The following is a 26,386-nucleotide window of genomic DNA, read 5'->3' as shown; positions in this document are numbered from 1 at the left end:
TATGGAAATAAAAGCAATCACTTTGCCCGAAAGCCGTGACAAGGATGCCTGTTACGACTTCTTTTTTCGCGTCTACCGCTGGTGGTACAACCATAACAACGATGAAGCCCTGTCGGAAGAACTGTTCCGGGAACGTTACGGCAGACGCATGGGAAGCCACTATCACGAGAAATGGAAATCCTATGACCGGAATATCTGGCGGATGGTCGGGTATTTCGGGAACGACCGTAAGAACGGCGCATTGTTCATGGATATGGTCATGGCCAGGGTGACGCAGTACGAGAACCGCATCAAAGAAGAAAGTTATGAACAGGTCGTGTGAATACAAACCGTGCATGATTCATCCGTTCAGGGGAGCTGCCTTTTCAGGGCGGCTCTTTTTGCTTTGGGAGGATAAGGACAACCGGCACCGGGAGAATCCCGAAAGGAAAAAGGGAACACATCAGCCCTTGGCAACCCGCATTGAACTAACGGGCAAAGGTAGCGACCGCTTCTGTACGGCAGGCAAGGTCGGACCTTTCAGGTTTCGGCAAAAATCATCCTCGCTTCGCTCCGGTATTTTTCCCGAAAACCTTGCCTTGCCGGAAGCGGCCGCTGTACCGCCCTTATAGTTCAAAGGGGCTGCCAAAGCCCCGAGTATCCACAATTTAATAAATGAAAATATGGAACAACAAGCAATGACAACTCAGACAAGGCCGATGATGCCCCTGACAGTGGGAATGCCGGCAAGTATCCGGATCAGGAAAAACACGCCTCCGACCGCACCCGCTGTACCCGAAATGCCGGAAATCAAACTTCCGCCCCGTGGAACGACCGGACCGGTGCATATATCAAAACTGCTCGAACCCTTGCAGCAGATCATACGCCACCCGGACAGGAACCGGCTGTTGGCGGAATTTTTCAAGGACGCATAAAATCAATGTCTAACATTTAATACTTCAAGTTATGTTTTTTACTCAAATCAATCAATTGATGGCCCAGAGCGTGGATATCACGATGGTCATCCGCAAGTCAGCCACCGGCATGACGGTATCCGTATTGCCGAAGTCGAACGGTCTCAAGGACGAGGCCCAGAACCACATCGTCCCGCTTACGCTGTCGGGACTGCCCGAAGAACTTGACGCGGGATTCATGAACGCGATTGCCAATCCTGTACGGAAGGTTTCCGGACTCCTGACCAACATGGCGGAGTTCGAGAAGCAGGCGGACAAGGCTGCGGCAAACAGCAAGGCCTCGAAGGAAGAGAAAGCCAAGGAGACGAAGGAAGAGAAAGATAAGCGTGAGAAATACGAGAAGCACATGAAGAAGGCGGAGGAACTGATTGCCGCGAAGAACCACAAGGAGGCCATCACCGCGCTGGGACAAGCCCGGTTATACGCCACCGAGCAGAACCGGAAGACGGTGGACGAGAAAATCGAGGAGCAGAAAAGGGCGATGAATCAGGGCAGCCTGTTCGACCTCATGGAGCAGGCCGAGCAACAGCCTCCGCAACAGGAAGTCCAGTATGTAGCGGAACAGAAACCGGTGGCCCAGCAGCCGGTCGGACAGATGCCTCCACAGCAACCCCGACAGTATGTACAACAGCCTCCACAGCAACCTGCACCGCAGCCGATGCAGGGACAGCAACCGGCGTATCACCGGCCGGCACAACCGCAGATGCCGCCGCAACAGCCGTACCCGTATCCGCAGCAGGGAGCCTATCCCCAGGACGGACAAGGCGGACAGCAGCCGCATTACGGGGAGCAAATGCCGCCTTATTACACTGAACGGCAGGCGTCGTACCAGCACCAGCAATATCCGCCACAGGATGAACCGACTTACCGGCCGGAGGATTACGAGGAATACCTGGACTTCCCGGCAGACATGATTCAGACACCCCATTACCAACATCAAACAGCATAAGTTATGGCAATGACAGTAAACGGTCTCAATCGGACCTTCAAATTCAGGAAAGGAAGTGAAACAATCGTACTGGCCGACCCGATGCCGGGTGAGATGCCGGACGCGGTGATGAACTATTATGCCAACATGTATCCGGAGCTGACAACGGCAACGGTACACGGTCCGGTCATCGAGAACGACACGGCAGTGTACGAGTTCAAGACGACCATCGGAACCAAAGGTTAGGAGATATGGATAAAAAGAAAAGCAAAAGAAAGGAAAAGTCATGTACGCCCTTGAAAAAATATCAACTGGAACAACTCGCGAGGCTGGCCATCAGCCAGACGGAACGGAATATCCGGCATGGAGTGGACAGGACGGAAAGAATTACGGCTCCGAGCGGGGCTGTAATTCTTTTCTAAACGTATCATTCGTCCCGATAGCCCCGCAATCGGTCACGAGGGAAGACCATGACGGGATATCGCACAATCTGATCACGCAGGAGAATTACGAGTTCCTGCGTGATTCTTATTTCCGCTATGCCGGACTGCTGAATGTCGATGCACCGCATGACCGGGGCAAAAGTATCGGGGAAGGCATTGCCAACCTCTATAATGAATTCGCGGCACTCCTGGATGAAACGGTGCATGTAAATTATGAAGAACGGAACGGCCGGTTGTATTTCAACTTGTGGCAGGCCCATACGTGGGGAAAGTATACCCTGTATTATTTCCCGGTCAAATTCGTGGAAGCCCTGAATCCGAAATTGAGACGCATCGCGTTGTCCTTCCTGCATCACCTGATGAGTGCGAACGGTTTTTCCACCATAAACGACGAGGAGGATACGAACTGGGTGTTTGAAATGTTCTCGCAGGATGATGACGGCGAGGACAAGAAAGAACGTGCGGAACGGCACAGGTTGTTGCAATCATACAAGGAGGGCAGGATTTACAAACTGCTCGACAGGGTGTGTCGCAAATCCTATTACAAGAATCTGCCGGAAGCCATTGACAAGTACGAGTGCCGGAACGGCTTGGAACAGGAACTCATCGCCCTCATGAGGCAAGGGCTGGAATTCGTCAACCCAGACAAATCCATCATGTCCTATGCCTATGACCCGTGGTTCGATGAAGAGCCGGAGTATTATCCTAAGGGGCTGGAGCAACAAATCCGGGTGGTTTATAATTGTGAGGACATAATGACGGAATACCTGATTGATTTCTATAATTCGAGCAGGCAGGAGACGTATGACATAATTCCCATTACGACATTTGCCTTGTCTCCGGAAACGGATAAGGTATTCTCCAAGGAAGACAACTATCCGGAACGTTTCTTCAGATGGGCGGACAGATTCATAAACTTTATTTACTGACAGCATGGAGACGAACAAACTTACCAAAGAAATCAACGACATACTGCATCCGCGTGTTGCGTTGATTGCCTATGCTTCCCGAGAGGGAGAATCCTTTTTTGTGGAAGCGAGGGAAATAGACGGAAAAGGTAAAATGGGTGAAGGTGTGCCCGTGACGGTAGAGTTCATGAACGAACTTGTACGGGGGTATTCCGAACATCGCAGCAATACCCCTTACGGGAGAATCCCCTCCAATATGCTGTGGTGCGACTCACGCAAAGGCAGCGAGAAGTACGTCTGGTACAATCCTCCACGGAAAAGAATGATGTTCTTCAAGGAATCGCTCAAGGTTGAGAATGCGGAATACAACCTGCCGGGAATCATTTACGAGACAAACGGGAACAGCCTGAATGTCTATGCCTGCAAGGGCAAGGTTCTGACGGATGAGACAGAACTGTATACTGCACCGTTCTTCAATGTCACAGGCGCGAGCGTCTGTTTAGGTTCGGCTAAAATAGAGAAACCGAAAAACCTGACCTATGAAAACCTGTTGGAATACTGGGAAAAGAAATTCTGGCTGACGGAGTTCTCGCATCTGGGAGGTGGCGGGAACCCCACCAAGTCCAACCTGGTGCTGGTGACGAAAGCGGCCAAAGACAAGCCCTTCGACCTTGAAGAGTTGAAACCGTTAAGAAATTTGAAACTTAAAGACATACTGAAATGAAAAGAGTACATTATATCGACAACTACCTGATAAACCCGCAGCATCCGGTAACGGTTAACCTGATCGGTGCGGGAGGAACCGGCTCGCAGGTGCTGACCGGCCTGGCACGGCTCGATGTGACACTCCGGGCACTCGGACATCCGGGATTGTTCGTGACACTTTACGATCCGGACATTGTAACCGAGGCCAACATCGGACGCCAGTTGTTCGGGTATTCCGACATGGGACTGAACAAGGCGCAATGCCTTATTACCCGTATCAACAACTTCTTCGGAAACGACTGGAAAGCAGTACCGGACATCTTTCCGGCCATGATGAAGAATGCTTGCCGGGATAATATGGCAAACATTACCATCACTTGTACGGACACGATCAAATCACGCCTTGATTTATGGAACATCCTGAAGGCCGTACAAATCCCGGATTACCGCGATTATACAACCCCGCTTTATTGGATGGATTTCGGGAACACGCAGACATCGGGACAAGTCGTTCTGGGAACCGTACCGAAAAAGATAAAGCAACCCGCATCTCAGTTATATGAAACGGTAGGCTCCCTAAAAGTCATTACCCGATTGGTTAAATACGCAAGAGTAAAGGAAGAGGATTCCGGTCCGAGTTGTTCGCTGGCGGAGGCATTAGAAAAGCAGGATTTGTTCATCAACTCTACGCTGGCGCAACTCGGATGCAACATTCTCTGGAAAATGTTCCGGAACGGAATGATTGAACATCACGGACTATTTCTGAATTTGGGAACGATGAAAGTAAATCCGGTTTTGATTTAAATGTCATATCCCTGAAACTCAAATTTCTGGGTCACTTATGGATTCAGTTGCTGAAATTTTTATTGGGTTAATAATTGGACTTTAAAACATTTTTGTTACCTTTGTGGCGTTGTAGTTCCTTGACGGTCTGAAGACCCGACAAGGATTAAAAGGGAATCCGGTGAGAATCCGGAACAGTACCTGCTGCTGTAAGTTCCAACAAAAGGTTGCCGCAACCTGCCACTGGTCGTAAGACTGGGAAGGCGTGGCAAACTGGAATAAGTCAGAAGACCTGCTGCAAACGCGATGAGATAACCGCCACGGGTATTTGGCGTTTGTTCAATTACAGCATAATAGACTGTGGGCTTCCGGCTTCAAGGCTGACTCCCCGAAATTGATACAGGCACTGCATCCGTTTGATACGATTATCCATCGTGACAAACGGATTTTTTTGTATATATATGTTTCACTAAAACAACTGAATATGAGAAACTTTTACAAAATCATGGCAATGGCCGTTGTAGCAATGGCCGCCGCAGTGTTCACGGGATGTTCGTCCGACGATGACTTCCTTACTCCGTATGAGGAGAGTGCGATTCAAACCCGCGCGATAAGTTCTACCAATGCGATTATCGATTTTGATAACGTACCATCCAGCGTAATGGCTTCCGATCAGTATGGAAACAATCTCTATTCTGCCACAGCCAACGGCAATCAGGTAACGACCGGCTACATCACTCAAATCGAGCAAACCGGTACGTACATTCAGTTCCCGATTAACTATTTGAAACAGGAATGGGTAAGCGGACAACCTTGGGAATATGAGTTTTGGAATGGTGGTTTTGCCATCTCTAATTTTCATAATCTGACACAGGGGGATTATCAAAACCAATGTAGCGTGTACTGGCCCAACGGCGGTCATAGCGGTAAAAATTTTGCTGTAGCTTTCGGTTATAGCGATTCATACAATGATTCACAAGCAACTTATGACAAATGTGCGAAGATTTACCTGACCGATGCAACCGGCTACAGAGTCGTTACCACAAACACTCCTGTCAAGGGTACACCGAAATATGGTAAATTCAACAGCGTATGGGTTTGCAATACGACTTATACCTACTTAGTCATGAAGGATGGCAACTCGTTTACACAAGGCTCTTTGTCGGCACAAAAAGGATGGTTTAAGGTGGTATTTGTTGCGTTGGATGCGACGGGTAAACCTACAGGTAAAGAAGTAGAATACTATTTGGCAAACTTCGATTCCAGTAAAGATGCAGAATCAGGTTTGACCAATAAAATCCGCACCGGATGGAATCAATTGGATTTAAGCGGTTTAGGTGACAGCGTATGTACTGTAGCTATCAATTTCGAAGGAAGCGATTCAAGCGCATACGGATTGAACACTCCTGCTTACGTTGCTATAGACGATATTGATGTAACCGTAAACGAATAACATGAATTTGGGGCAAATGCTTTTTAACGGTAAGTGCAAAGTATTTGCCCCTTTTTATTATATCCCAATGGAGATTGAAATCAAATACTTTCTTCAAGGGAATTTCAGCGTTAAAATTATAAATATAATGAAGAAGTATTTGCTTTTATTCTCCTTGACGATATTTCTATTTGCTTGTAACAAAGACGAAGAAATATCGCAGGACGTGGTCGTGCCTCCTGTCATTGAGTTGGATAGCGAGGACGGAATCTATGTTGTAAAGATAGGGAAAGAGATCGTTATTGAGCCGACCTATCAGAATGTCGATTACGCCGTTTATTCATGGAAATGCAACGGTCGTATTATTTCCGACGAGCCTCAATTGAAATACATTTTTAACGAATGCGGCTCGTATTATGTTACTTTGCGGGTAGATACAAGAGACGCCAGCGCGGAAGAAGAAATCCGCGTGGATGTCAATGAATTGGCTCCGCCCGTCATTTCATTGGTAACCCCCTCTATAGGGCTTAAAGTCGTCGCAGGACGTGAATATATCCTTACTCCCGACATTCAAAATGCAGAAGGAGCTACTTATTTGTGGACTCTTAACGGGAACGAAGTCGGAACGGAAAATACTTATACATTCAAGCAAGATGAGTTGGGAACTTATGAACTGATCTTAACCGTAACAAATGAAGACGGACAATCAGAGAAGACAGTTTCTATTGAGGTTGTCGATAAACTTCCGATTGAAATCGTAGTTCCGTCATCTTTATATTTCACCGAGGATAATACCAAATACGTAGAATTAGGACGTACTTTGTTTGTCCGCCCCTTTGTATCAATAAGTGCCGAGCCTTCTTATCAATGGAGTTTGGACGGGCAACCGATTGAGGGAGCCAATTCCTTGGTTTACGGTTTCAAACCCGCTAAAACCGGAGAACACACGCTTACCTTTACTGTGAAATACGACAATCAAAGAACAAAAGCAGCCCTCACTCGTAATATTGCTGTTTCCGGTGTCGATGAAGTCAGTGTCAATATTCCGGTGAAATGTTGTGAAGCGACCGGAAAAAGACCTTTTGCTGCCGGAAATTCCATTTACAGCAATAAAGTATATGAATTTGTTCCGGCTCCGGGACAATTTGTAAACGAAACGAATACAGCAGGTTTCAATGGGGAAAGCACGCACGAAGCAGCCTGTGCTTACGCACAAAAACGTCTTGATAATGAACAATATGTTTCTCTCGGAGGTTGGGGAGGATATATTGTAGTAGGATTCGACCATAGTATCGAAAACAAAGGCGGTTATGATTTTTCCATCAAAGGAAATGCCTTTGATTCGTCAAATGAACCGGGCATTGTATGGGTAATGCAAGATGTCAATGGAGACGGCTTGCCCAACGATGAATGGTATGAACTGAAGGGTTCTGAATATGGAAAACCCGAAACCATTCAGGACTATGCCGTAACTTATTTCCGTCCCGGTCCCAACATGGACACCCAATGGCAAGACAACAAGGGAAATAAAGGGGCGATTGACCGTCTCGGCAACTATCACCCGCAAGAGTTTTATTATCCTTTGTGGATTGAAGAGGATTCCTATACGCTATACGGCACATGCCTGAAAGCACGTACCGAACAAAGCCCGTCGACAGGTATGTGGTCCAATAATCCGTTTGGATGGGGATATGCCGATAATATCGGTGATGATATGCCCAATAAAGACAATCCTAACGCGGGAGCACTTGGAAACTATTTTAAGATTTCCGATGCAGTCAATATCGACGGCACGTCTGCAAATCTTTCCCATATTGACTTTATCAAGGTGCAGACCGGTGTCAATGTAAAAGCTGGATGGTTAGGGGAAAATTCCACAGAAGTTTTCAAGTTCTGTGATGAAAACAACAATAACGACAAATAAAATTCATTATGAACAAAATATATCATTTCATCCTATTCTGTTTCGCTACGCTCTGCCTTGCTGCATGTAGTGATGACGACCCTGAAGTAAGCGGAATAGACGGCAAGGATCACTTCATCTCCGAGTTTGCTCTAACTGTAGATGGCATTACCTATCAAGCCATGATAGTCGGGGACAAGATTACAATTGAGATACCTTATAATGCCAGTCTGAAAGGGGCTACCGTAGAGTATGCCCTTTGCGAGGGAGTCTCTATTAACCCGAATCCATCGACCATTGAGGATTGGGAGAATGAATGGAAATTCGTAGTTACCTCCAAAATGCAGGATAGCAAAGTATATTCCTATACTTATCAATATGCAGACATCGAACAGAGCGGCAGCGTAGTACTTGCCACGCAAGCCGAGGTTGATAATTTTGCAAAGACAGGAATAAACAAAATCGAAGGCAGCCTGACCATCGGAACGGCAGACGGAGAAGAAATCACCAATCTGGACGGACTTGCCAACCTGAAACAAATCAGTAACTCTCTTGTTATCAATCCGTCTTACAAAGGAGCGGATTTGACGGGGTTGGATAATCTGGAACAACTCGGAAGTTTCAAATTAGGATCGACAACTTCTACCAGTAAAAACATAACGCTCAAAACGGTTAATCTGCCCTCTTTGCTTGGAGTGACCGGCGATTTTGTCGTTAACAGTTCTGTCATTGAAAAAATATCCATACCCAAAGTCGAGTTCATTGGTGAGGATATGTATATAACCTCCGATGCTTTGCTTGATTTGGATGCAAATGCCGTTGAATCTGTCGGAGCTTCCTTAATTGTCAAAGGTTCGGTAGCACAAAAAGAATCAGCGACAACCGAAGCCATTGTTTTCTCAGCACTAAAACAGATCGGGAATGAACTTACAATCCAATATTTTCCCAAACTGCAAGGAATTTATCTACCGGCATTGGAAAGTGTGGCCGGTACTGCCTCATTCTCCGATATGTCCTCCATCGGAAGTCTTGCAATGACCGAATTACATTCGGTTGGAGGACTGGCTATAAAAAATTGCAAAGAGATTTCCATTGTTGAACTTCCCGGTCTTATTTCCTGCGGAGAGACCAGTGTGGATGCGAATAAAGTCAATAAACTCAATATAGCTTCTTTGAAAGATGTACTCGGTGATATGACTTTAACTAATCTGCTCATAGAAGAACTGGATTTGTCCCAGATAAATTTTAACGGGAATACACTTACCCTACAATGTAAGCAACTAAATAAAATCGTAGGATCGGAAACATTTAACGGTAGCCTTTTTCTACTTCCTAAAGATTGTCGATTGACAGAATTGACTCTTGAGGGAATCTCAAATATACAGGGAGACTTCCAATGCAAAGATTATTTTTATGTAAAAGAATTTGTTATGCCATTTATTCGTGTGGCAGGAAATATGACTATTGCATTGAATTCGGGAAGTGTTAATACGGAGGCGGAAATCGAATTTCCTAATTTGCTGGAAATTGGAGGAACCTTAACATTAGAAAATAATAAGAATGCAAATAATATTACCTTTCCGTCATTGAAAAAAATTCTCGGTTCATGTTCAGTTACGACTTCCCACCTTAAGAATGATATTGAGTTTACCAATCTGGAAAGCATTGGAACGGATGGAGCAAATGCACAAATTAAGTTTGAGATTGATGGTACTAATATTCTATGTCCCAAATTAAAAACAATAAATGGGAAGTTTGATATTACAACATCTACTGTTATATTTGATATGGAGGCAGATCAGGTATCTTATCCTAACGTAGAATCAATATCCGAAAATCTTTCAATAACATGCCCGTATTCTGATTTTGGTTCTAATGGTATTTTGTCCATTGATTTTTCAGGTCTCAAATCAGTAAAAGGGATTAGTATAAGCGGGCAAGGAGATGTTACCGATTTTAGTTCTTTCAAATACCTGTTTGAAAACAATGTTCTAACAGGAGAATCTCAATGGTCTGTCAGAGAATGTGCTTATAACCCCACATACCAAGACATGAAAAACGGGAAGTACAAGCAATAAATAACCAAACAATAAATTTTCTGCCAATCCTCGGTATGCTTACCGTAAGGTAAGACTACCGGGGATTAACTATAAAAATAACGGTATGACCTATCACCAATTGAAATATCTGCTATGGAGCGTAGTTGTCGGAGTGACACTATCCTTGACATCCTGCATGGAGTGGGACTACGGCGATGCCGTAGAAGACTTCAATGCCACGGGAGCCGGACTGTTCATCACCAACGAGGGCAACTTCCAGTACGGCAATGCTACCTTGTCCTATTACGACCCGGCAACCAAACAAGTGCAAAACGAGGTCTTCTTCCGAGCCAACGGCATGAAGCTCGGCGACGTGGCGCAGTCGATGACCATCTACGACAACAAGGGCTGGGTCGTGGTGAACAACTCCCATGTGATTTTCGCCATCGACCTGAACACCTTCAAGGAGGTAGGACGCATCGAGAATCTGACCTCCCCGCGCTACATCCATTTCCTGAGCGACGAAAAAGCCTACGTCACCCAACTGTGGGACAACCGCATCTTCATCATCAACCCGAAGAAATATGAAATTACCGGCTACATTCAAGTGCCGGACATGACGATGGAGAGTGGCTCCACCGAACAGATGGTGCAATACGGCAAATACGTCTATTGCAACTGCTGGAGCTACCAAAACCGCATCATCAAAATCGACACCGAAACCGACCAAGTGGTCGATGAACTGAAGGTCGGCATACAACCGACATCGCTGGTCATGGACAAGTACAACAAGATGTGGACGGTGACTGACGGCGGTTATGAGGGCAGCCCCTACGGTTACGAAGCCCCGTCGCTCTACCGCATCGACGCCGGGACATTCACGGTGGAGAAGCAGTTCAAGTTCAAGTTGGGCGACTGGCCCTCGGAGGTGCAGCTCAACGGTGACAGGGACAAACTCTACTGGATCAACAAGGCCATTTGGAGTATGGACGTGACAGCTAGCCATGTGCCGGTGCGTCCGTTCCTCGAATACAGCGGCACGATTTATTACGGACTGACGGTAAACCCCGCCAACGGGGAAGTATACATCGCCGATGCCATCGACTACCAGCAGCAGGGCATGATTTACCGCTACTCGCCCGAAGGGAAATTGATAGATGAATTTTATGTCGGGATTATTCCCGGTGCATTCTGTTGGAAATAAGAAAGGAGGCAATATGAAAAGACTATATCTGTTATTCGCTTTGGCGGCATGTCTCCCCACGGCACTCTTTGCGCAGCAGACGGAAAGCAAAAAGCGGTCGACCTGGCATCTTACCATACCGGAAGTCACGGTCGTCGGCCATCGGCCGATGAAAGAAATCGGCGTGCAGAAGACGAAGTTCGATTCGCTCGCACTGAAAGAGAACATCGCCCTCTCGATGGCCGACATCTTGACGTTCAACTCGTCCGTATTCGTCAAGAGCTACGGACGCGCCACGCTCTCGACCGTCGCATTCCGAGGAACGTCGCCTTCACACACGCAGGTGACATGGAACGGCATGCGCATCAACAACCCCATGCTCGGCATGACGGACTTCTCCACCATTCCGTCCTACTTCATAGACAACGCATCGCTGCTGCACGGTACTTCATCGGTGAACGAAACGGGCGGCGGACTGGGCGGTCTGGTTAAGCTTGGTACCACCCCCACCGTTGCCGAAGGGTTCAACGCCCAATACGTGCAGGGCATCGGATCGTTCCGGACATTCGACGAGTTCGCCCGCTTCACCTATGGCAGCGAGAGGTGGCACGTCTCCACTCGTGCGGTCTATTCTTCCTCGCCTAACGATTACAAGTACACCAACCACGACAAGAAGATAAACATCTACGACGAGGACAAGAACATCATCGGGCAGTATCATCCTAAAGAGCGCAACCGCTCCGGGGCGTTCAAGGACCTGCACCTGCTTCAAGAGGTCTATTACAACACCCGCAAAGGCGACAAATTAGGCCTGAACGCATGGTATATCAATTCCAACCGGGAACTTCCGATGTTGACGACCGACTACGGAGATGCAACCGACTTCGAGAACCGCCAGCGGGAACAGACTTTCCGCAGTGTCCTTTCGTGGGATCATATCAAAAGCAACTGGAAACTCGGCGTGAAAGGCGGTTACATACACACATGGATGGCCTACGACTACAAGCGTGAGGTCGCACCTGATAACTGGGCGTCGATGACCCGTTCCCGCAGCAAGGTAAATACGTTCTACGGGCAAGCTGAAGGTGAATACAGTCCGACAAAACGTTGGTTTTTCACCGCTAACGTATCGGCTCACCAGCATTTGGTACGCAGTGAGGACAAGAATATCATCTTGCAGGACGGAGGCAAAGCCATCGTGGGCTATGACAAAGGACGCGTGGAACTTTCAGGCTCCGTATCTGCCAAGTGGCAACCGATAGACCGGCTTGGCATGTCGGTTGTGTTGCGAGAAGAAATGTACGGTTTCGAGTGGGCTCCGCTTATACCGGCTTTTTTTATTGACGGCATCATTTCTCCGAAAGGGAATGTGATGCTCAAAGCTTCTGTTTCACGCAATTACCGTTTCCCGACGCTGAATGACCTCTATTTCCTGCCCGGTGGCAATCCCAATCTGAGAAACGAGCATGGTTTCAGCTACGATGCAGGTGTAAGTTTCGAGGTCGGCAAAGAAAATGTCTATAAGTTGAACGGCGGCGTGAACTGGTTCGATTCCTACATCGACGACTGGATTATCTGGCTGCCCACCACCAAAGGATTCTTTTCGCCCCGCAACGTGAAGAAGGTACACGCCTACGGCATCGAGGTCAAGGCGAACCTGGCCGTGCAGCCGGCAAAGGATTGGCTCATTGACCTGAACGGTTCCTATTCGTGGACACCCTCTATCAACGAGGGCGAGAAAATGTCACCTGCTGACCAGTCGGTGGGCAAACAGTTACCCTACGTGCCGGAGCATTCCGCCTCGCTGACAGGACGGTTGTCGTGGCGGTCGTGGGCGTTCCTTTACAAGTGGACGTTCTACTCGGAGCGTTTCACCATGTCGAGCAACGACTACACATTGACAGGACACCTGCCCGAATATTTCATGAGCAACGTCTCCTTGGAGAAAAACCTCTTTTTCAAACCGGTGGACGTGCAATTGAAATTCGCTGTCAACAACCTTTTCAATGAAGATTACCTCTCGGTACTCTCGCGCCCCATGCCCGGCATCAACTTCGAGCTGTTCATCGGTATCACCCCGAAGTTCGGGAAAAACAAGAAAAAGTCCGTAAACACAAATTTGTAACGATATGAAAGCATTGAAAAATCTGAGCCTGATATTGCTGCTTGTACTGACATTCACAGGCTGCCATGATAAGAGTTCCAAACTTGCCGATTTCAACCGAGCGGTCTATACACCCGAATACGCTTCGGAGTTTGACATAAAAGGTGCAGACGGTAAAAAGAGCGTATTGGTTACCGTCACGAACCCTTGGCAGGGAGCTGACAGCATTACCACATACCTGTTCATCGCCCGTGACGGAGAAAGCGTACCCGAAGATTTCACAGGTCAGGTGCTCGGAAAAGATGCCGAGCACATCATCTGCATGTCCTCTACCCATATCGCCATGCTCGATGCTATTGACGAAGACCGTTGCGTCGTTGGCGTATCGGGTATCGACTACATTTCCAATCCCGATATTCAGGCTCGTCGTGACAGCGTCGGCGACGTGGGCTACGAAGGGAACATCAATTACGAACTGCTGCTCTCGCTCGACCCCGACCTCGTGCTGCTTTACGGCGTGAACGGCGCGAGCTCGATGGAGGGAAAACTGAAAGAACTGAACATCCCGTTCATGTATGTTGGCGATTACCTGGAAGAGTCTCCGTTGGGCAAGGCCGAATGGCTGGTGGCATTAGCGGAGGTTACAGGGAAACGGACAGAGGGAGAGAAAGTGTTTGCCGATATCCCGGTTCGCTATAACGCTTTGAAAAAGCGAGTAACCGATGCAGCCATCGATGCCCCTTCAGTGATGCTCAACACGCCTTACGGCGACAATTGGTTCATGCCCTCGACCGAAAGCTATGTCGCCCGGTTGATCAAAGATGCCGGAGGCGATTACATCTACAAGAAGAACACGGGAAACGCTTCTGCGCCCATCGACCTCGAAGAGGCGTATCTGCTGGCCTCGCAAGTCGATATGTGGCTGCATGTGGGTATGGCGAACACGCTCGACGAACTGCGAGCCGCCTGCCCGAAGTTCACCGACACCCGGTGCTTCCGCAACGGATACGTCTATAACAACAACGCCCGCACGAATGCCGCCGGCGGCAACGACTACTACGAGTCGGCCGTGGTGAATCCCGACCTCGTGCTACGAGACCTCGTAAAGATATTCCACCCCGAACTGGTCGCAGAAGATTTCGTCTATTACAAGCAATTGAAATAAATGCGCTCCCGTTCCGTCCTATTATTTACCGCACTGGTTGCCCTCACCCTCTTCCTGTTTCTGCTGGATTTGGCGGTGGGGGCTGTCGCCGTGCCGCTCGGCGATGTTTGGGCGGCCCTGACGGGTGGCGATTGTCCGCGAGCGACGGCGAAAATCATACTGAATATCCGACTGATTAAGGCGGTGGTCGCGTTGCTGGCCGGAGCCGCCCTGTCGGTCAGCGGTCTTCAGATGCAGACCCTCTTCCGCAATCCCCTTGCCGGGCCTTACGTGCTCGGCATCAGTTCGGGCGCGAGCCTCGGCGTGGCACTCGTCGTACTTGCCGGTGTCGGCTCGTCGATAGGCATCGCTGGGGCGGCATGGCTCGGAGCGGCAATCGTGTTGGTTGTCATCGCCGCCGTCGGACACCGCATCAAGGATATCATGGTAATTCTGATTCTCGGCATGATGTTCTCGTCGGGAATCGGTGCGGTCGTCCAAATATTGCAGTATGTTGCCAACGATGAATCCTTGAAAATGTTCGTCGTCTGGACGATGGGGTCGCTCGGCGATGTGACCCTCAACCAGCTTACAGTGCTTATCCCGTCGATTGTCACCGGACTGTTGTTGGCGGTGGTGACGATCAAGCCGCTCAACCTGCTGCTGTTCGGCGAGGAGTATGCCGTGACGATGGGGCTGAACGTCCGTCGCTCACGCGGACTGCTGTTCCTCTCCACGACGTTGCTAGCCGGCACTGTGACCGCCTTTTGCGGTCCGATAGGTTTCATCGGGCTGGCCATGCCCCACGTCACGCGGATGCTGTTCCGCAACAGTGACCATCGGGTGCTCGTGCCGGGAACCGTTCTTTCGGGTGCTTCCGTGCTGCTGCTTTGCGACCTCGTTTCCAAACTGTTCACCCTGCCGATCAACGCCATCACCGCATTGCTGGGAATCCCCATTGTGGTGTGGGTGGTCTTGCGCAACAAATCCGTTACAGCATGATAGAGTTACACGATTTTTCCATAGGCTACGGCGAGCGAACTTTGCTCTGCGAGGTGGAAACCACCATAGAAAAAGGCAAACTGACAGCCCTTATCGGGCGCAACGGCACGGGCAAATCGACGCTGCTCCGCGCCATCGCCGGACTGAACCGCCGTTATGCCGGTCGAATCCTGCTCGACGGGCATAACGGCGCCGATATGCGGGTTGCAGAGAGGGCAAGAACACTGGCATTCGTCACGACCGAGCGCACTCGCATCGCCAACCTCAAATGCGAGGACGTCGTGGCTATCGGCCGCGCACCCTATACCAATTGGATAGGAAGGATGCAGAAGGCCGACACGGAGATCGTTATGCGGTCGCTCGCCTCGGTAGGCATGGAGGACTATGCGGAACGCACGATGGACAGGATGTCGGACGGCGAGTGCCAGCGCATCATGATTGCCCGCGCATTGGCACAGTCCACACCCATCATCCTGCTGGACGAGCCTACCTCGTTCCTCGACATGCCCAACCGTTACGAACTCTGTTCGCTGCTCGCCCGGCTGGCCCATAACGAAGGAAAGTGCATCCTGTTTTCCACCCACGAACTCGACATAGCCCTCTCCCTGAGCGACAGAATAGCCCTCATAGACACCCCCGGACTTCATTGTATGCCAACAGAGGAGATGCGCCGGAGCGGTTATATCGAACGGCTGTTCAGCAACCAAGCCATGCGGTTCGACCCGCTGAGCGGAATCGTAAAGGCTCAATAGTATATAATAAAGACTCAAAAGCTAATGAAATTACTATTGCAGCATAAGATATTCATAGGATATTTTCTTCTAATGGCGATTATCGGTAGTATGGTCGCCATCGTTTTACACGAGCGTAAACGTGTGGCGGAGATAGAGCAGGAGTCGATAACCATATTCCAGACACAAAGCAATATCAGCACTACCCATCGCCATATCACCGTGCTTGCTACTTTCGGGGAATCCGTCATGACGTGGACAGATAAAGATTGTGAGTTATACCGTACACGTCGTCTGAAGGCGGATTCCCTGCTGCAAATTTTACGTGAACAATGCAAGGAATTTGTACGTCCGGAACAAGTGGATTCCCTCCGTTCCCTACTGCTCAACAAAGAGGAACATCTGTTGCGGATGAAAGAGATTTTCCGGCAACAAAAACAAATCGACAGCCTGCTGGCCGGCCAATATTCACTTGTCACATCACAAGCAAATACCTCCCGTACTGTCACCCGCAAGAAAAAAGGGATAGCCGGATTATTCGGAGGCAAGGAAACCGTACAATTGCCATCCGCTAATACCAAAGTGAGAGCACGGGGGAACGAGCTTATTTCCTTGCAGGAAGAACGCAGAAGAAACATCGAGACCTATACGGACAGTCTGCGGTTGCATAACCGTGAACTCAACGGTAAGTTGCGCACGTTAATCACAAGCCTGGATGAGCAGGCATTGTCCGCCCTCCGGAACAAAGAAGTCCGTTTGAAGGATTCATACGAGCATTCCACCCTTGTAATAACCGGCCTGATAATCTTCTCCATAATCCTGTTGTTTGTCTTGTATCTTATCATACAACGGGATATCAAGATTAAGGCAAGGAACAGGAAACGCCTGGAAGAAACGATAGAACAGAACTATGCGTTGCTGGAAATGCGGAAGAATATTATCCTGACCATTTCCCATGACATCCGCGCCCCGCTGAACATCATCAGCGGGAGTGCCGAACTGGCTATGGATACTCGTGAAAAGAAACGCAGGAACAATCACATGAACAACATCCGAATTGTATGTAAACACGTGGTACACTTGCTCAACAACCTGCTGGACGTGTACCGTCTGAACGAGGCCAAAGAAACCCGCAACGATGTGCCGTTCAGCCTTAAAGACTTGTTGGAACGTACCGTTTTCGGATTCTCCCACGTGGTCAATAACAAGGGAATCCTGTTCTGTCACGATTTCAAGGATACCGATGTCAAACTTTACGGCGATGTGGACCGTATCGAGCAGATTATAGACAACCTGCTCAGCAATGCAGTCAAATTCACGGAAGCCGGTACAATCAGTCTGAATGCCTGTTATCATGAAGGAGAGCTGCTGTTAGAAGTCAAAGATACCGGTATTGGTATGAGTGAGGAGACGCTCTCCCGTATCTTCCGTCCGTTCGAACGTTTGAGTTCAGTGGCCAACGCCCATGGATTCGGATTGGGGCTGCCAATCACGAAAGGACTTGTCAACCTGCTTGGCGGAACCATCAATGTGACAAGCAGTATAGACCAAGGCAGTACTTTCCGCGTGACACTTCCCATGAAGATGACGGATGAACCGATAGAAAGCGAGAACCGGATAATCCCACACCCGGTGCACCTGCCCCAAAATGTACTTGTCATTGATGATGACACCATGTTGCTGGATGTGATAAAGGAGATGCTGGAGCGTAACGGAATGAACTGTACAACCTGTGCCACCTCCAAAGAGGTCGTAAAGGCAATGCGGGGCAAGGATTATGACTTGCTGCTGTCCGACATCCAAATGCCGGGCACCAACGGCTTCGATCTGCTGACTCTGTTGCGGAACTCAAATATCGGGAACTCCCGTACCATACCTGTTGTGGCCATGACAGCACGCGGTGACAGTGACAAGGAGGCATTTCTCCATGCCGGATTTACAGACTATATCTACAAGCCTTTCTCTTCCTCCGAGTTGCTCAGCCTGCTTTCAACGATAAGAAGAAACCGGCAGGAAGAGACCCATAGCGTCGATTTCAGTCTGATACTCTCTGAAGTCAGCGACAAATCAAAAACGCTTCTTTCCTTTATATCCCAGTCAGAAAAAGACCGGGAGGAACTCGGTACGGCAATGAAAAACGGTGACAGGCAGAAATTGCGTGAAATCACCCACCGGATGCAACCGATGTGGGAATTACTGCAAATGGAAGAAGCCTTGTCGGCTTATCGCGCTTTACTGAAAAACGAGACTATAAACGATAAGATATTGAATGAACATACCCGGCAGATTATGGATTACGCCGCCATACTGATTAAAGTGGCGGAAGCCGAGATAAAAAGAGTGACGAATGAAACGGAAAATACTGATAGTTGAAGACAATGTAGGTCTGTCACAGATGCAGAAAGACTGGCTCTCACAGGCCGGTTATGATGCCGTGACGGCCATGAACGAGACGATAGCACGCTCGTTGATACGCAGAACGCAGTTCGACCTGATATTGTCGGATGTGCGGTTACCTGAAGGGGACGGCATTTCCCTGCTGGAATGGTTGCGCAAGGAAAGGAAGGACATCCCGTTCATCCTGACCACGGAATATGTTTCCGTTTCGGATGTGGTGCGTACCATCAAGCTCGGAGCCAGGGATTACCTGCCCAAACCGGTACACCGGGAGCATCTGCTGGAGTTGGCGGAAGATGTGTTCCGCCCGGTGGCTACGGTGCGCAGGAAAGAGAAGGAGCTGTTTCACCGAACAAGCCCCAGGATTCTGCAAGCGGAAAAGTTTGCCAGGCTGGTTGCTCCGTCCGATATGTCGGTAATGATTCTCGGTGCCAACGGAACCGGCAAAGAATCGATAGCACAAACCATCCATAACAACAGCGAACGCTGGAATATGCCGTTCGTCGCGATAAACTGCGGGGCGTTACCGCGTGAACTGGCCGCCTCGCTCTTCTTCGGGCACGAGAAAGGGTCGTTTACCGGTGCCGACAGCGCCAAGACCGGATATTTCGACATGGCGAAAGGCGGCACGCTGTTTCTGGACGAAATAGGGACGATGTCCTACGAGATACAGTCCTTGCTCCTGCGGGTATTGCAGGAGAATACCTATGCTCCGGTAGGCGGCAGGGAACGGACAGCCGATGTGCGGATAATTGCCGCCACGAACGAGGATATGCAACTGACCATCCGGGAGGGACGTTTCAGGGAAGACCTCTACCACCGGCTGAACGAGTTCGAGATTCGGCAGCCGTCGTTGGCAGAGTGTCCGGAAGACATCCTGCCGCTGGCCGAATTTTTCCGTGAACGTCATTCCAAAGAACTGAAACGGGAAACGCAAGGCTTTACGGACGATGCCAGGCGCAGGATGCTCGCCTATCACTGGCCGGGCAACGTGCGGGAGTTGCAGAACCGAATCAAACGTGCCGTACTGGTCACGGAAACGCCGATGCTGAATATGGAAGCGTTGGATATGGAAATCCGTCCATGCGTAAATGACGATGCCCCTTCACGTACCGTCCTGCCCCTGAGAGATGAATCGATGGAGAAAGAGAGCATTATCAATGCTCTGAAGGTTTGCAACGGACACCGGGAACAAGCCGCGGCGATGCTGAATATCAATCCGGCAACGCTGTACCGGAAAATGAAGAAATACGGGCTGAAGTGAAATTGATAACTGTAATTAATGGAAATATCGCTGAATATATGTAATTTTGCAATTAAATAGAGAAAAATCGGCTTACTGTCAATAGGGCAGTTGCCGACGATATATAACATAAGACCGCAAGGCGTTTCTAATGGGAATCTGGTAAATTAACATTAACAGGAACTATTGCGTGATTGCTTATGCTATGCCTACGCATAGCGTGCATTCACCTATTCCTGTTAAGGCATTCCAGAGCCTCCATTAGAAGTAGCGTGTTTGCACGCTTCTTTTTTTTGACGGCTTCCGGTTGAGAGTAAAATTAAAAACCGGGGTATATGCCAAAAATCCAAGCAGTAACGGCTATGACACTGGACGGCTTTCTGCCGGATGCCGCCGATATGTCGATGCGATGGGTAATGAACCACAGGAAAGGTTTTGCCCATTGGCGGGAACGCTGTGACGCAAGGATTTTACCCCATTCCATTTTGGACCTGCTTTGCGAAAAAGACGGCAAAGGCAATACCTTTACCTATTTGGCCGAAGTTTCCGATTCCGAATCGTTGGAACTGCTCCGAGGGCTTTCCTTTTACAACCTCGTGGACGAACTGATCGTTTACCTGCTTCCCATTTCCTCCGGCGGGGGAACTTCCATACAAAACATTCTTCCTACTCTGCAATGGCGGTTGCATGAAGCCACTACCTTTTCCAACGGTATCTGCCGGTTGATTTATCGCAACCCTCGCAAGATGTAACTTGCACATTGCGGGAATCCTTGCATTTTGCAAGACCGTTTTTTCATTTCAACTTTCCTCTGATAATTTTTATTTCGCTGTATTTCAGCGGAATGCCTGTGTTATTCCGTGAAATGCAGGGTCATTGGTATGCCATTAGCCCTATATCATAGTATAACCTGTTGCGCGACAAGGTGTAATCAGTCATTATTTACACTCAAAAGACAGATCATATTATGATACAGATAGACCGTGAGACGTTCCAGATGATGCTTCACCAAATCATGGAACGGTTCGACAAGATTGAAGACAAGCTGAGCCGCATGAACCGGCAGACCTCTGCCCTTGACGGCGACAAGCTGCTGGATAACCAGGACATGTGCGAGTTGCTCGGTATCACGAAACGTACCCTTGCACGGTACCGCCAGAAAAAACTCGTGACTTACTACATGATAGACGGGCGTACCTATTACAAATCATCCGAGGTCAAGGAATTTCTGAACCGGAAAGGCAGGCTCTCCCTCGCGGAAATGGAGCGAAACAGAATCAATGTTTAACAAATTAAAATGAAGAATTGCAATGGAAATTATCAGTATGGACATCCGGACTTTCGACGCGCTCATGACGCGTGTGAAAACCATCGAGGAAAAGGCCGACATACTATGTAAACGGCAGGAAGACCTCGGCTTGAAAAAATGGCTGGACAACCAGGAGGTATGCGACATTCTTGGCATATCGAAGCGTACCCTACAGGAGTACCGGGCCAAAGGATTACTGCCTTTCGGCAGGATCAAGAACAAGCTGTTCTACAAGCCTGAAGACGTGGAGAAAGTATTACAGTCGTATTATCATGCTAATTCAAAGAAACTATGAACCATTATTTCATTGACAAGCAAGACCCGCGTGTAGCCGACCTTCTCCGCCGTCTGGAGAATACCGGCAGGGCACTGAAGAAAATGGAACCGAACTGTCAACGCTCGTTCAACGGCGAACGTTTCATGAATGATGTGGAACTGGCAAAACTCCTGCGTATCAGCCGCCGCACCTTGCAGGAATACCGGTCATTGCGCATCCTGCCTTACTACCTGATACAAGGCAAGGTGCTGTACAAGGAATCGGAAATTCAGCAACTGCTGGAAGAGGCGCATAGAAAGTGCCTTGACGAACAACAGAAATGGTTATGATCTGAGCAAGCGGTTCCAACGGAACAGTACGAGAGGAACAGCCCGATAATACGGATTGTTCCTCTCATTTTTATTGCCGCTTGTTTACACAGTCTTTCTTTTCCGCTTGGGCTTGGCGATAACTTCTTCTTCGTAGAGGTTTACCGGCCGTTTTGCCGACATTTCACGTAATGCTTTCGTGTCCTCGTCCACTTTCCGGCTTTTCACCTCAGCATATATCTGGGTAGTCGTGATGCTGGTATGTCCCATCATGCGGCTCACGGTTTCTATCGGAATACCCAACGAGAGCGTGATATGCGTTCCGAAATTATGCCTCGCCTTGTGGAAAGTCATGTAGAATCCGTATTGTTTTCCGACCTCTTTCGTGAGTTTAATCAAATATCCGCGACAATACACGTTGAAAATCTTGTCGCTCCGACGTTCCGGCTTGTACTTCTCTATAATCCGCAAGGGAATATCCAACAATCGGATATAAGAGGCGACATCCGTTTTTTTTCGCCGGATACGAATCCACTGACTTCCGTCCTCCTTCTGTATGATATCCTTTTCCGACAAGCGTTTCAGGTCGGCATAAGCCAGACCCGTGAACGTCGAAAAAATGAACCAGTCACGGACACGTTGCAGGTTGGGTTTATCGAGTTGTGTCGCCATCAGTTTCGTCAGGTCCTCGTATTTCAGATGGCGGCTTTTGCGCTTCGGAAGTGCCGGATGCAGTTCATCGTAAGGGTCGCGGCGTAATGTTCCCTGGCTCACCGCTCGTTTGGTCATCTTTTTCAAGCGGTACAAGTGTTCATGCACGGTTTTCTGCTGCATACCGCAATTGCTTCGCAGGTACAACTCGAAATCATCATAAAAATCCTGGTCGAGACTTTTCAGGGTGACATCTTCCGTTTTCTTTTTATCCCGTATAAACTCATGCAAGTGTCTGTAGGAACGGGTATAGCTTTCGTAACTCCCTTCCTCCCGGTCCACGCCGATTCTTTTCTTGAACTCCTCGTTATGTTCCGTAAACAGTGCCAGTAAGGTCAGTTTTTTCTCACCGATACCCAGCATGGCATTCTTGATCAATTCCGCTGTAACGAAACCCAGACTGTTTTTGATACGCTTGTAATGTCCACGGATCTGTTTGTCCAGGTCGACTATGGCGCGGTTCACGGTAATGGCATTTTCGCTTCTGCCGTCGGCACGTCCTGTTTCCGGATTCCACAGGGCGGGATTTACGGCTACCTTGATGCCTATTTGTTCCCATTTGGCATCGACACTTACCTTGCACAACAGCTGGCATGTTCCATCTTTGCGTACCTTTGTGCGGTTGATATAGAACAGGATGGCAAACGTGCTGCGGTGCTTTATCTCTTTATTCCGAATGTTGTTATTTACGTTCATGGCTGATAAGTTTAATATTAGACATACAGGTTAAATGGCAACCGAGAACCGCTCGGCAATCTTGGCATCGAGCATACGGGTGTCGTTCTCTACTTTATCATCGGTCACATGGGCATAAATCTGGGTGGTGCTTATCCGTTCATGCCCCAATATCTTGCTCACGGTTTCAAGCGGGACTCCGTTCGACAGAAGTACGGTCGTCGCGCTGGTATGGCGGGCCTGATGGAATACGAGTCGTTGCTTGATACCGCACAGGTCTGCGATGGTTTTCAGCGCGTTATTCAATTCGCTGTTGCTGTACATCGGCAGCAGTTTTCCTTCCGGTGCGGCATCCCTGTACTTTTCAAGGATATAGAGCGGAATATCCAGTAAGGGGACCTCATAGCTGATTTTTGTTTTCTTGCGGGAGGTCTTAATCCACAATGTGCCGTCCTCGACAGCCACGAGGTCTTCATCCGACAAGCGGCACATATCCCCGTATGGAATGCCGGTAAAGCAGGAAAAGAGAAACAGATCACGGATATGGTAGAGTTTCCTGTTATGGAGCGGTGTCGACATGATGCGTTCCAGTTCATGCTCCGTGAGATACTTTATTTCCCTTGCCGGTCGTTCCGCCTCATAGCCTGCAAACGGATTGGACGTCAGGATACCTGCCGACTTCGCTTTCCGGATAACCGTCATCAGCTGTGTGGTCAGCAGCAGAATAGTTCCCGCACTCAGTTGGCAGTCCGTCCGCAGGTATAGATCATATTTGTCTATGAAAGACCTGTCCAATGCCGTGAAGGGAATGTCCGAAAGGTTGTATTCCTTGTTGAGAAACTGCATGAGTTGGCCACAAGCATACTTGTAGGATGTGGCCGTGCTTTCCTCACGATTGATTCCGACTTTTTTCTCGAATTTCTTTATGAAACTGAGGAAGAACGCCACCAAAGTTTCCTGCCCGTAAGCCATGCCCAAAAGGATACATTTCACCTCCTCGGCTGATACTTTCTCCCGAAGGGCAAACAAGTCCTGATAGATGGAGAGTGCCGAAGCGCGTATCTCGTCCAACTGCCGGTTGATTTCCCTTGACCTTGCGCTCTTCCCCGTGGCACGACCGGAAAGCCATGCCGATTCCGGAGCCGTCATCTTCATGCTGAAGGCCGCCTCGGAATACTTGCCTACATTCAACCTGCCCATAATCGGGCACTCTCCCTGCTCGTCCGCTTCGCTCTTTTTCAGGTAGAACGAAACCCTTACATCTTCTTGATTCATAGCTCTATACTTTTAATTGCAAAATTAACCGGTATAGAGTTACCTGTCAGCATGAAAAATATGGCAGAACATAGAAACAGCCCCTTGAAACAGAAAACAATAGGCATATTTTACCGATATACGGAAAATTCTGCGTATCTTTATTCTCTCAAACAAGGGTTCTTTGAGATGGCAGAGGCGAAATCAGAGTAGTTTCACGTTTCATTTTCGATGTCGTTCGACACTAAAAAAGGCAACGGATAGGTAGCAAAATTACCTCACAACTCCTCAATATCCCGCTTTTTTGGAAAAAGGAAGAATACAGTCATTCAACACCCAATTCCTTTAGTCTCCAACCACTTACTTTATTCCGCCAAAATCTGCCTGAATCTCACGAATTCTTCGTATATTTGTTACAAAGAAAATCCGACTGACAGAACCATTTAAAATAGCACTTACAATAGTTGCATCAAGTTTATAACGACTGATAATCAGACTTTCAGTGGAATACTTTGCTTCCATCCACCATTGCTCTTCCTTATCTGGATAAGGTTGATAACCAAACACTAAGGCTACAGCATCTTTATTGCCATCGCGTGTTTCGCCAGTCTTTTTCCATGTAGAATTGGGATATTTTTCCTGTACATAAGTATAGGCAAGTTCTTCAAAAGTTCTGAATCCATCTTTTATATTTTTCCAGTCTACAGATATTCCCATTTTACTATTTGCATGATAATATTAAGTTATCAGTTGTTCACCCTCCTACTTTCTACCTGATAATTAGCTTTATATATGTTATTCACGTTACTTCGCAGCATTATTAAATTTTATGATGAATATGGAAATACAAACAGCTGACTCAAAAGGAGCAAAAAAGGTAAGTAGCGCTCTATCTGACTTCATATTTCACTGCCAATATGAAAAAGCATTGAGCAAGAAAACTATAACAGCTTATCAAATTGACCTGGAACAATTAAAAGACTTTCTCTATGAAGTATACTCCATAGAAGTGATGGAATCTGTCTCAAAAGATATGATAAAAGCCTATCTACAAAAGATTTCAGACTTCAAGCCCAAGACCATAAAGCGAAAAATCGCATCATCAAAAGCATTTTTCTCTTTCTATGAATTTGAGAATGACACATTTATCAATCCTTTCCGAAAAATAAAAATACAGATGAAGGAACCTTACATTTTACCGACTGTCATGTGCAGTAACGAAATAAAACTGATATTGGAATATTTATATAAAGAACGAATGAAAGAAGCCAACCATGACAGTTATACATATAAAGCTAAAACCCGGAATATCGCAATAATTGAATTACTATTTGCCACAGGTGTCCGAGTCTCTGAACTATGTCAGCTTCAATGGAATGATATTGATTTGACACAAGGTACAATTAAAGTATACGGGAAAGGAAGTAGAGAACGGATAATACAAATTTGTTCCAAGGGGATAATTACAATTATGAAAGAGTATTATAAACAAACTCAACCTACAACGTCATTTTTCACGAATAGGCTTGGCCATGAAATATCACCCCAATCGGTAAGGCAGCTTGTAAAAAGATGCATTAAAGAACTTAATCTATCAAAACATATCACGCCACACACTTTTCGCCACACTTTTGCCACATTATTATTAGAAGAAGATGTAGATATCAAGTATATTCAAAGCCTATTAGGGCATAGCAGTATTGTTACCACCCAAATTTACACACACGTCAATTCCAATAAACAGAAAAAGATTCTACACAACAAACATCCAAGGAACAAAATAGAAATCAAAATATGATACATCATGTTAAGTAAGCCAAAACGGATAAGATTGCCGATTTCTGCTACGACAAAGAAAATAACCGTATTATCATGTGCATGAATGACGATATACAGTTCGGTTATCTGGATTTGGATTGAATTTTAGGAATACTTTGAATATATTTACAACAAA

General features: G+C 47.8%; 26 protein-coding genes and 1 riboswitch. Of the genes, 23 read left to right on the top strand and 3 right to left on the bottom strand.

What is annotated here, in order from left to right:
• Position 1: 1 nt before the first annotated feature.
• From HMPREF1536_RS11700 to HMPREF1536_RS11595, 22 genes are all read left to right on the top strand, one after another.
• Positions 2 to 322, top strand: a complete 321-nt coding sequence (locus HMPREF1536_RS11700; protein WP_028728124.1) for a hypothetical protein — start codon at positions 2 to 4, stop codon at positions 320 to 322.
• Complete coding sequence (locus HMPREF1536_RS11695) at positions 306 to 611, top strand: hypothetical protein (RefSeq protein WP_137569090.1); 306 nt, start codon at positions 306 to 308, stop codon at positions 609 to 611. Before HMPREF1536_RS11700 ends, HMPREF1536_RS11695 begins: the two co-directional genes overlap by 17 nt.
• 51 nt (positions 612 to 662) lie before the next feature.
• The gene (locus HMPREF1536_RS11690) at positions 663 to 914 is read left to right on the top strand and encodes a hypothetical protein (protein ID WP_028728122.1); all 252 of its coding nucleotides are present in this window, start codon (positions 663 to 665) and stop codon (positions 912 to 914) included.
• 31 nt (positions 915 to 945) lie between these two features.
• Positions 946 to 1,902 (top strand): PRTRC system protein E, encoded by a 957-nt coding sequence (locus HMPREF1536_RS11685; RefSeq protein ID WP_028728121.1) that lies wholly within the window; start codon positions 946 to 948, stop codon positions 1,900 to 1,902.
• A 3-nt stretch (positions 1,903 to 1,905) separates the two neighbouring features.
• Positions 1,906 to 2,127: a PRTRC system protein C gene (locus tag HMPREF1536_RS11680; RefSeq protein ID WP_005834114.1), complete on the top strand. Its 222-nt coding sequence runs from the start codon at positions 1,906 to 1,908 to the stop codon at positions 2,125 to 2,127.
• Between the two features lie 40 nt (positions 2,128 to 2,167).
• A complete protein-coding gene (locus tag HMPREF1536_RS11675) occupies positions 2,168 to 3,253 on the top strand; it encodes a hypothetical protein (RefSeq protein WP_028728120.1) in 1,086 nt (361 codons plus the stop codon).
• Positions 3,254 to 3,257: 4 nt separating this feature from the next.
• On the top strand, positions 3,258 to 3,956 hold the full coding sequence (locus HMPREF1536_RS11670; protein ID WP_005834110.1) for a prokaryotic E2 ligase family D protein: 699 nt from the start codon (positions 3,258 to 3,260) through the stop codon (positions 3,954 to 3,956).
• Positions 3,953 to 4,741 (top strand): PRTRC system ThiF family protein, encoded by a 789-nt coding sequence (locus tag HMPREF1536_RS11665; protein WP_005834107.1) that lies wholly within the window; start codon positions 3,953 to 3,955, stop codon positions 4,739 to 4,741. Before HMPREF1536_RS11670 ends, HMPREF1536_RS11665 begins: the two co-directional genes overlap by 4 nt.
• A gap of 95 nt (positions 4,742 to 4,836) precedes the next feature.
• A riboswitch (cobalamin riboswitch) is annotated at positions 4,837 to 5,034 on the top strand.
• Positions 5,035 to 5,204: 170 nt separating this feature from the next.
• Positions 5,205 to 6,173 (top strand): DUF4465 domain-containing protein, encoded by a 969-nt coding sequence (locus HMPREF1536_RS11660; RefSeq protein ID WP_028728119.1) that lies wholly within the window; start codon positions 5,205 to 5,207, stop codon positions 6,171 to 6,173.
• Position 6,174: 1 nt separating this feature from the next.
• Entirely contained in the window at positions 6,175 to 8,076 is a 1,902-nt protein-coding gene (locus HMPREF1536_RS11655; RefSeq protein ID WP_005834103.1) for a PKD-like domain-containing protein, read from the top strand.
• 8 nt (positions 8,077 to 8,084) lie between these two features.
• On the top strand, positions 8,085 to 10,133 hold the full coding sequence (locus HMPREF1536_RS11650; protein WP_028728117.1) for a DUF4971 domain-containing protein: 2,049 nt from the start codon (positions 8,085 to 8,087) through the stop codon (positions 10,131 to 10,133).
• Positions 10,134 to 10,218: 85 nt separating this feature from the next.
• Entirely contained in the window at positions 10,219 to 11,298 is a 1,080-nt protein-coding gene (locus tag HMPREF1536_RS11645; RefSeq protein WP_005834100.1) for a glutaminyl-peptide cyclotransferase, read from the top strand.
• A gap of 13 nt (positions 11,299 to 11,311) precedes the next feature.
• On the top strand, positions 11,312 to 13,402 hold the full coding sequence (locus HMPREF1536_RS11640) for a TonB-dependent receptor (protein ID WP_005834098.1): 2,091 nt from the start codon (positions 11,312 to 11,314) through the stop codon (positions 13,400 to 13,402).
• Between the two features lie 4 nt (positions 13,403 to 13,406).
• Positions 13,407 to 14,546 carry an ABC transporter substrate-binding protein gene (locus HMPREF1536_RS11635; RefSeq protein WP_005834096.1) on the top strand — a complete coding sequence of 380 codons (1,140 nt, stop codon included), beginning with the start codon at positions 13,407 to 13,409 and terminating at the stop codon, positions 14,544 to 14,546.
• Positions 14,547 to 15,527 (top strand): FecCD family ABC transporter permease, encoded by a 981-nt coding sequence (locus HMPREF1536_RS11630; RefSeq protein WP_005834094.1) that lies wholly within the window; start codon positions 14,547 to 14,549, stop codon positions 15,525 to 15,527.
• Complete coding sequence (locus HMPREF1536_RS11625) at positions 15,524 to 16,279, top strand: ABC transporter ATP-binding protein (protein ID WP_028728116.1); 756 nt, start codon at positions 15,524 to 15,526, stop codon at positions 16,277 to 16,279. Before HMPREF1536_RS11630 ends, HMPREF1536_RS11625 begins: the two co-directional genes overlap by 4 nt.
• Before the next feature lie 24 nt (positions 16,280 to 16,303).
• The gene (locus HMPREF1536_RS11620; RefSeq protein WP_005834090.1) at positions 16,304 to 18,631 is read left to right on the top strand and encodes an ATP-binding response regulator; all 2,328 of its coding nucleotides are present in this window, start codon (positions 16,304 to 16,306) and stop codon (positions 18,629 to 18,631) included.
• Positions 18,606 to 19,919: a sigma-54-dependent transcriptional regulator gene (locus tag HMPREF1536_RS11615; RefSeq protein ID WP_028728115.1), complete on the top strand. Its 1,314-nt coding sequence runs from the start codon at positions 18,606 to 18,608 to the stop codon at positions 19,917 to 19,919. Before HMPREF1536_RS11620 ends, HMPREF1536_RS11615 begins: the two co-directional genes overlap by 26 nt.
• A gap of 314 nt (positions 19,920 to 20,233) precedes the next feature.
• Positions 20,234 to 20,650 carry a dihydrofolate reductase family protein gene (locus HMPREF1536_RS11610; protein ID WP_028728114.1) on the top strand — a complete coding sequence of 139 codons (417 nt, stop codon included), beginning with the start codon at positions 20,234 to 20,236 and terminating at the stop codon, positions 20,648 to 20,650.
• Positions 20,651 to 20,865: 215 nt separating this feature from the next.
• Positions 20,866 to 21,186 (top strand): helix-turn-helix domain-containing protein, encoded by a 321-nt coding sequence (locus tag HMPREF1536_RS11605; protein ID WP_005834085.1) that lies wholly within the window; start codon positions 20,866 to 20,868, stop codon positions 21,184 to 21,186.
• Between the two features lie 22 nt (positions 21,187 to 21,208).
• Entirely contained in the window at positions 21,209 to 21,502 is a 294-nt protein-coding gene (locus tag HMPREF1536_RS11600) for a helix-turn-helix domain-containing protein (RefSeq protein ID WP_005834084.1), read from the top strand.
• A complete protein-coding gene (locus HMPREF1536_RS11595; RefSeq protein WP_005834083.1) occupies positions 21,499 to 21,813 on the top strand; it encodes a helix-turn-helix domain-containing protein in 315 nt (104 codons plus the stop codon). Before HMPREF1536_RS11600 ends, HMPREF1536_RS11595 begins: the two co-directional genes overlap by 4 nt.
• 84 nt (positions 21,814 to 21,897) lie before the next feature.
• Here the strand turns inward: HMPREF1536_RS11595 and HMPREF1536_RS11590 are convergent, their stop codons facing one another.
• The 3 genes from HMPREF1536_RS11590 to HMPREF1536_RS11575 form a co-directional block, all read right to left on the bottom strand.
• Positions 21,898 to 23,199: a site-specific integrase gene (locus tag HMPREF1536_RS11590; RefSeq protein WP_005834082.1), complete on the bottom strand. Its 1,302-nt coding sequence runs from the start codon at positions 23,197 to 23,199 to the stop codon at positions 21,898 to 21,900.
• Positions 23,200 to 23,229: 30 nt separating this feature from the next.
• Complete coding sequence (locus HMPREF1536_RS11585; protein WP_005834081.1) at positions 23,230 to 24,453, bottom strand: site-specific integrase; 1,224 nt, start codon at positions 24,451 to 24,453, stop codon at positions 23,230 to 23,232.
• 339 nt (positions 24,454 to 24,792) lie between these two features.
• Positions 24,793 to 25,149, bottom strand: a complete 357-nt coding sequence (locus tag HMPREF1536_RS11575; protein ID WP_028728112.1) for a hypothetical protein — start codon at positions 25,147 to 25,149, stop codon at positions 24,793 to 24,795.
• 121 nt (positions 25,150 to 25,270) lie between these two features.
• Between HMPREF1536_RS11575 and HMPREF1536_RS11570 the strand changes: the two genes are divergently transcribed.
• Positions 25,271 to 26,230, top strand: coding sequence for a tyrosine-type recombinase/integrase (locus HMPREF1536_RS11570; protein ID WP_044192380.1), 960 nt, complete (start codon positions 25,271 to 25,273; stop codon positions 26,228 to 26,230).
• The last annotated feature ends 156 nt before the right edge of the window (positions 26,231 to 26,386 follow it).

Origin of the sequence: Parabacteroides gordonii MS-1 = DSM 23371 (genome assembly GCF_000969825.1) — a bacterium.
Classification (GTDB): Bacteria; Bacteroidota; Bacteroidia; order Bacteroidales; family Tannerellaceae; genus Parabacteroides; species Parabacteroides gordonii.
This window is presented reverse-complemented; position numbering and strand designations above follow the sequence as displayed.

Excerpts from the sequence above, each read along its gene's own strand:
- HMPREF1536_RS11625 (WP_028728116.1), top strand. The coding sequence starts at position 15,524 with ATGATAGAGTTACACGATTTTTCCATAGGCTACGGCGAGCGAACTTTG.
- HMPREF1536_RS11685 (WP_028728121.1), top strand. The coding sequence starts at position 946 with ATGTTTTTTACTCAAATCAATCAATTGATGGCCCAGAGCGTGGATATC.
- HMPREF1536_RS11590 (WP_005834082.1), bottom strand. The coding sequence starts at position 23,199 with ATGAACGTAAATAACAACATTCGGAATAAAGAGATAAAGCACCGCAGC.
- HMPREF1536_RS11635 (WP_005834096.1), top strand. The coding sequence starts at position 13,407 with ATGAAAGCATTGAAAAATCTGAGCCTGATATTGCTGCTTGTACTGACA.
- HMPREF1536_RS11570 (WP_044192380.1), top strand. The coding sequence starts at position 25,271 with ATGGAAATACAAACAGCTGACTCAAAAGGAGCAAAAAAGGTAAGTAGC.
- HMPREF1536_RS11575 (WP_028728112.1), bottom strand. The coding sequence starts at position 25,149 with ATGGGAATATCTGTAGACTGGAAAAATATAAAAGATGGATTCAGAACT.
- HMPREF1536_RS11670 (WP_005834110.1), top strand. The coding sequence starts at position 3,258 with ATGGAGACGAACAAACTTACCAAAGAAATCAACGACATACTGCATCCG.
- HMPREF1536_RS11585 (WP_005834081.1), bottom strand. The coding sequence starts at position 24,453 with ATGAATCAAGAAGATGTAAGGGTTTCGTTCTACCTGAAAAAGAGCGAA.
- HMPREF1536_RS11595 (WP_005834083.1), top strand. The coding sequence starts at position 21,499 with ATGAACCATTATTTCATTGACAAGCAAGACCCGCGTGTAGCCGACCTT.
- HMPREF1536_RS11655 (WP_005834103.1), top strand. The coding sequence starts at position 6,175 with ATGAATTTGGGGCAAATGCTTTTTAACGGTAAGTGCAAAGTATTTGCC.
- HMPREF1536_RS11620 (WP_005834090.1), top strand. The coding sequence starts at position 16,304 with ATGAAATTACTATTGCAGCATAAGATATTCATAGGATATTTTCTTCTA.
- HMPREF1536_RS11700 (WP_028728124.1), top strand. The coding sequence starts at position 2 with ATGGAAATAAAAGCAATCACTTTGCCCGAAAGCCGTGACAAGGATGCC.
- HMPREF1536_RS11640 (WP_005834098.1), top strand. The coding sequence starts at position 11,312 with ATGAAAAGACTATATCTGTTATTCGCTTTGGCGGCATGTCTCCCCACG.
- HMPREF1536_RS11675 (WP_028728120.1), top strand. The coding sequence starts at position 2,168 with ATGTACGCCCTTGAAAAAATATCAACTGGAACAACTCGCGAGGCTGGC.
- HMPREF1536_RS11615 (WP_028728115.1), top strand. The coding sequence starts at position 18,606 with ATGAAACGGAAAATACTGATAGTTGAAGACAATGTAGGTCTGTCACAG.
- HMPREF1536_RS11645 (WP_005834100.1), top strand. The coding sequence starts at position 10,219 with ATGACCTATCACCAATTGAAATATCTGCTATGGAGCGTAGTTGTCGGA.
- HMPREF1536_RS11680 (WP_005834114.1), top strand. The coding sequence starts at position 1,906 with ATGGCAATGACAGTAAACGGTCTCAATCGGACCTTCAAATTCAGGAAA.
- HMPREF1536_RS11630 (WP_005834094.1), top strand. The coding sequence starts at position 14,547 with ATGCGCTCCCGTTCCGTCCTATTATTTACCGCACTGGTTGCCCTCACC.
- HMPREF1536_RS11650 (WP_028728117.1), top strand. The coding sequence starts at position 8,085 with ATGAACAAAATATATCATTTCATCCTATTCTGTTTCGCTACGCTCTGC.
- HMPREF1536_RS11605 (WP_005834085.1), top strand. The coding sequence starts at position 20,866 with ATGATACAGATAGACCGTGAGACGTTCCAGATGATGCTTCACCAAATC.
- HMPREF1536_RS11695 (WP_137569090.1), top strand. The coding sequence starts at position 306 with ATGAACAGGTCGTGTGAATACAAACCGTGCATGATTCATCCGTTCAGG.
- HMPREF1536_RS11600 (WP_005834084.1), top strand. The coding sequence starts at position 21,209 with ATGGAAATTATCAGTATGGACATCCGGACTTTCGACGCGCTCATGACG.
- HMPREF1536_RS11665 (WP_005834107.1), top strand. The coding sequence starts at position 3,953 with ATGAAAAGAGTACATTATATCGACAACTACCTGATAAACCCGCAGCAT.
- HMPREF1536_RS11610 (WP_028728114.1), top strand. The coding sequence starts at position 20,234 with ATGCCAAAAATCCAAGCAGTAACGGCTATGACACTGGACGGCTTTCTG.
- HMPREF1536_RS11660 (WP_028728119.1), top strand. The coding sequence starts at position 5,205 with ATGAGAAACTTTTACAAAATCATGGCAATGGCCGTTGTAGCAATGGCC.
- HMPREF1536_RS11690 (WP_028728122.1), top strand. The coding sequence starts at position 663 with ATGGAACAACAAGCAATGACAACTCAGACAAGGCCGATGATGCCCCTG.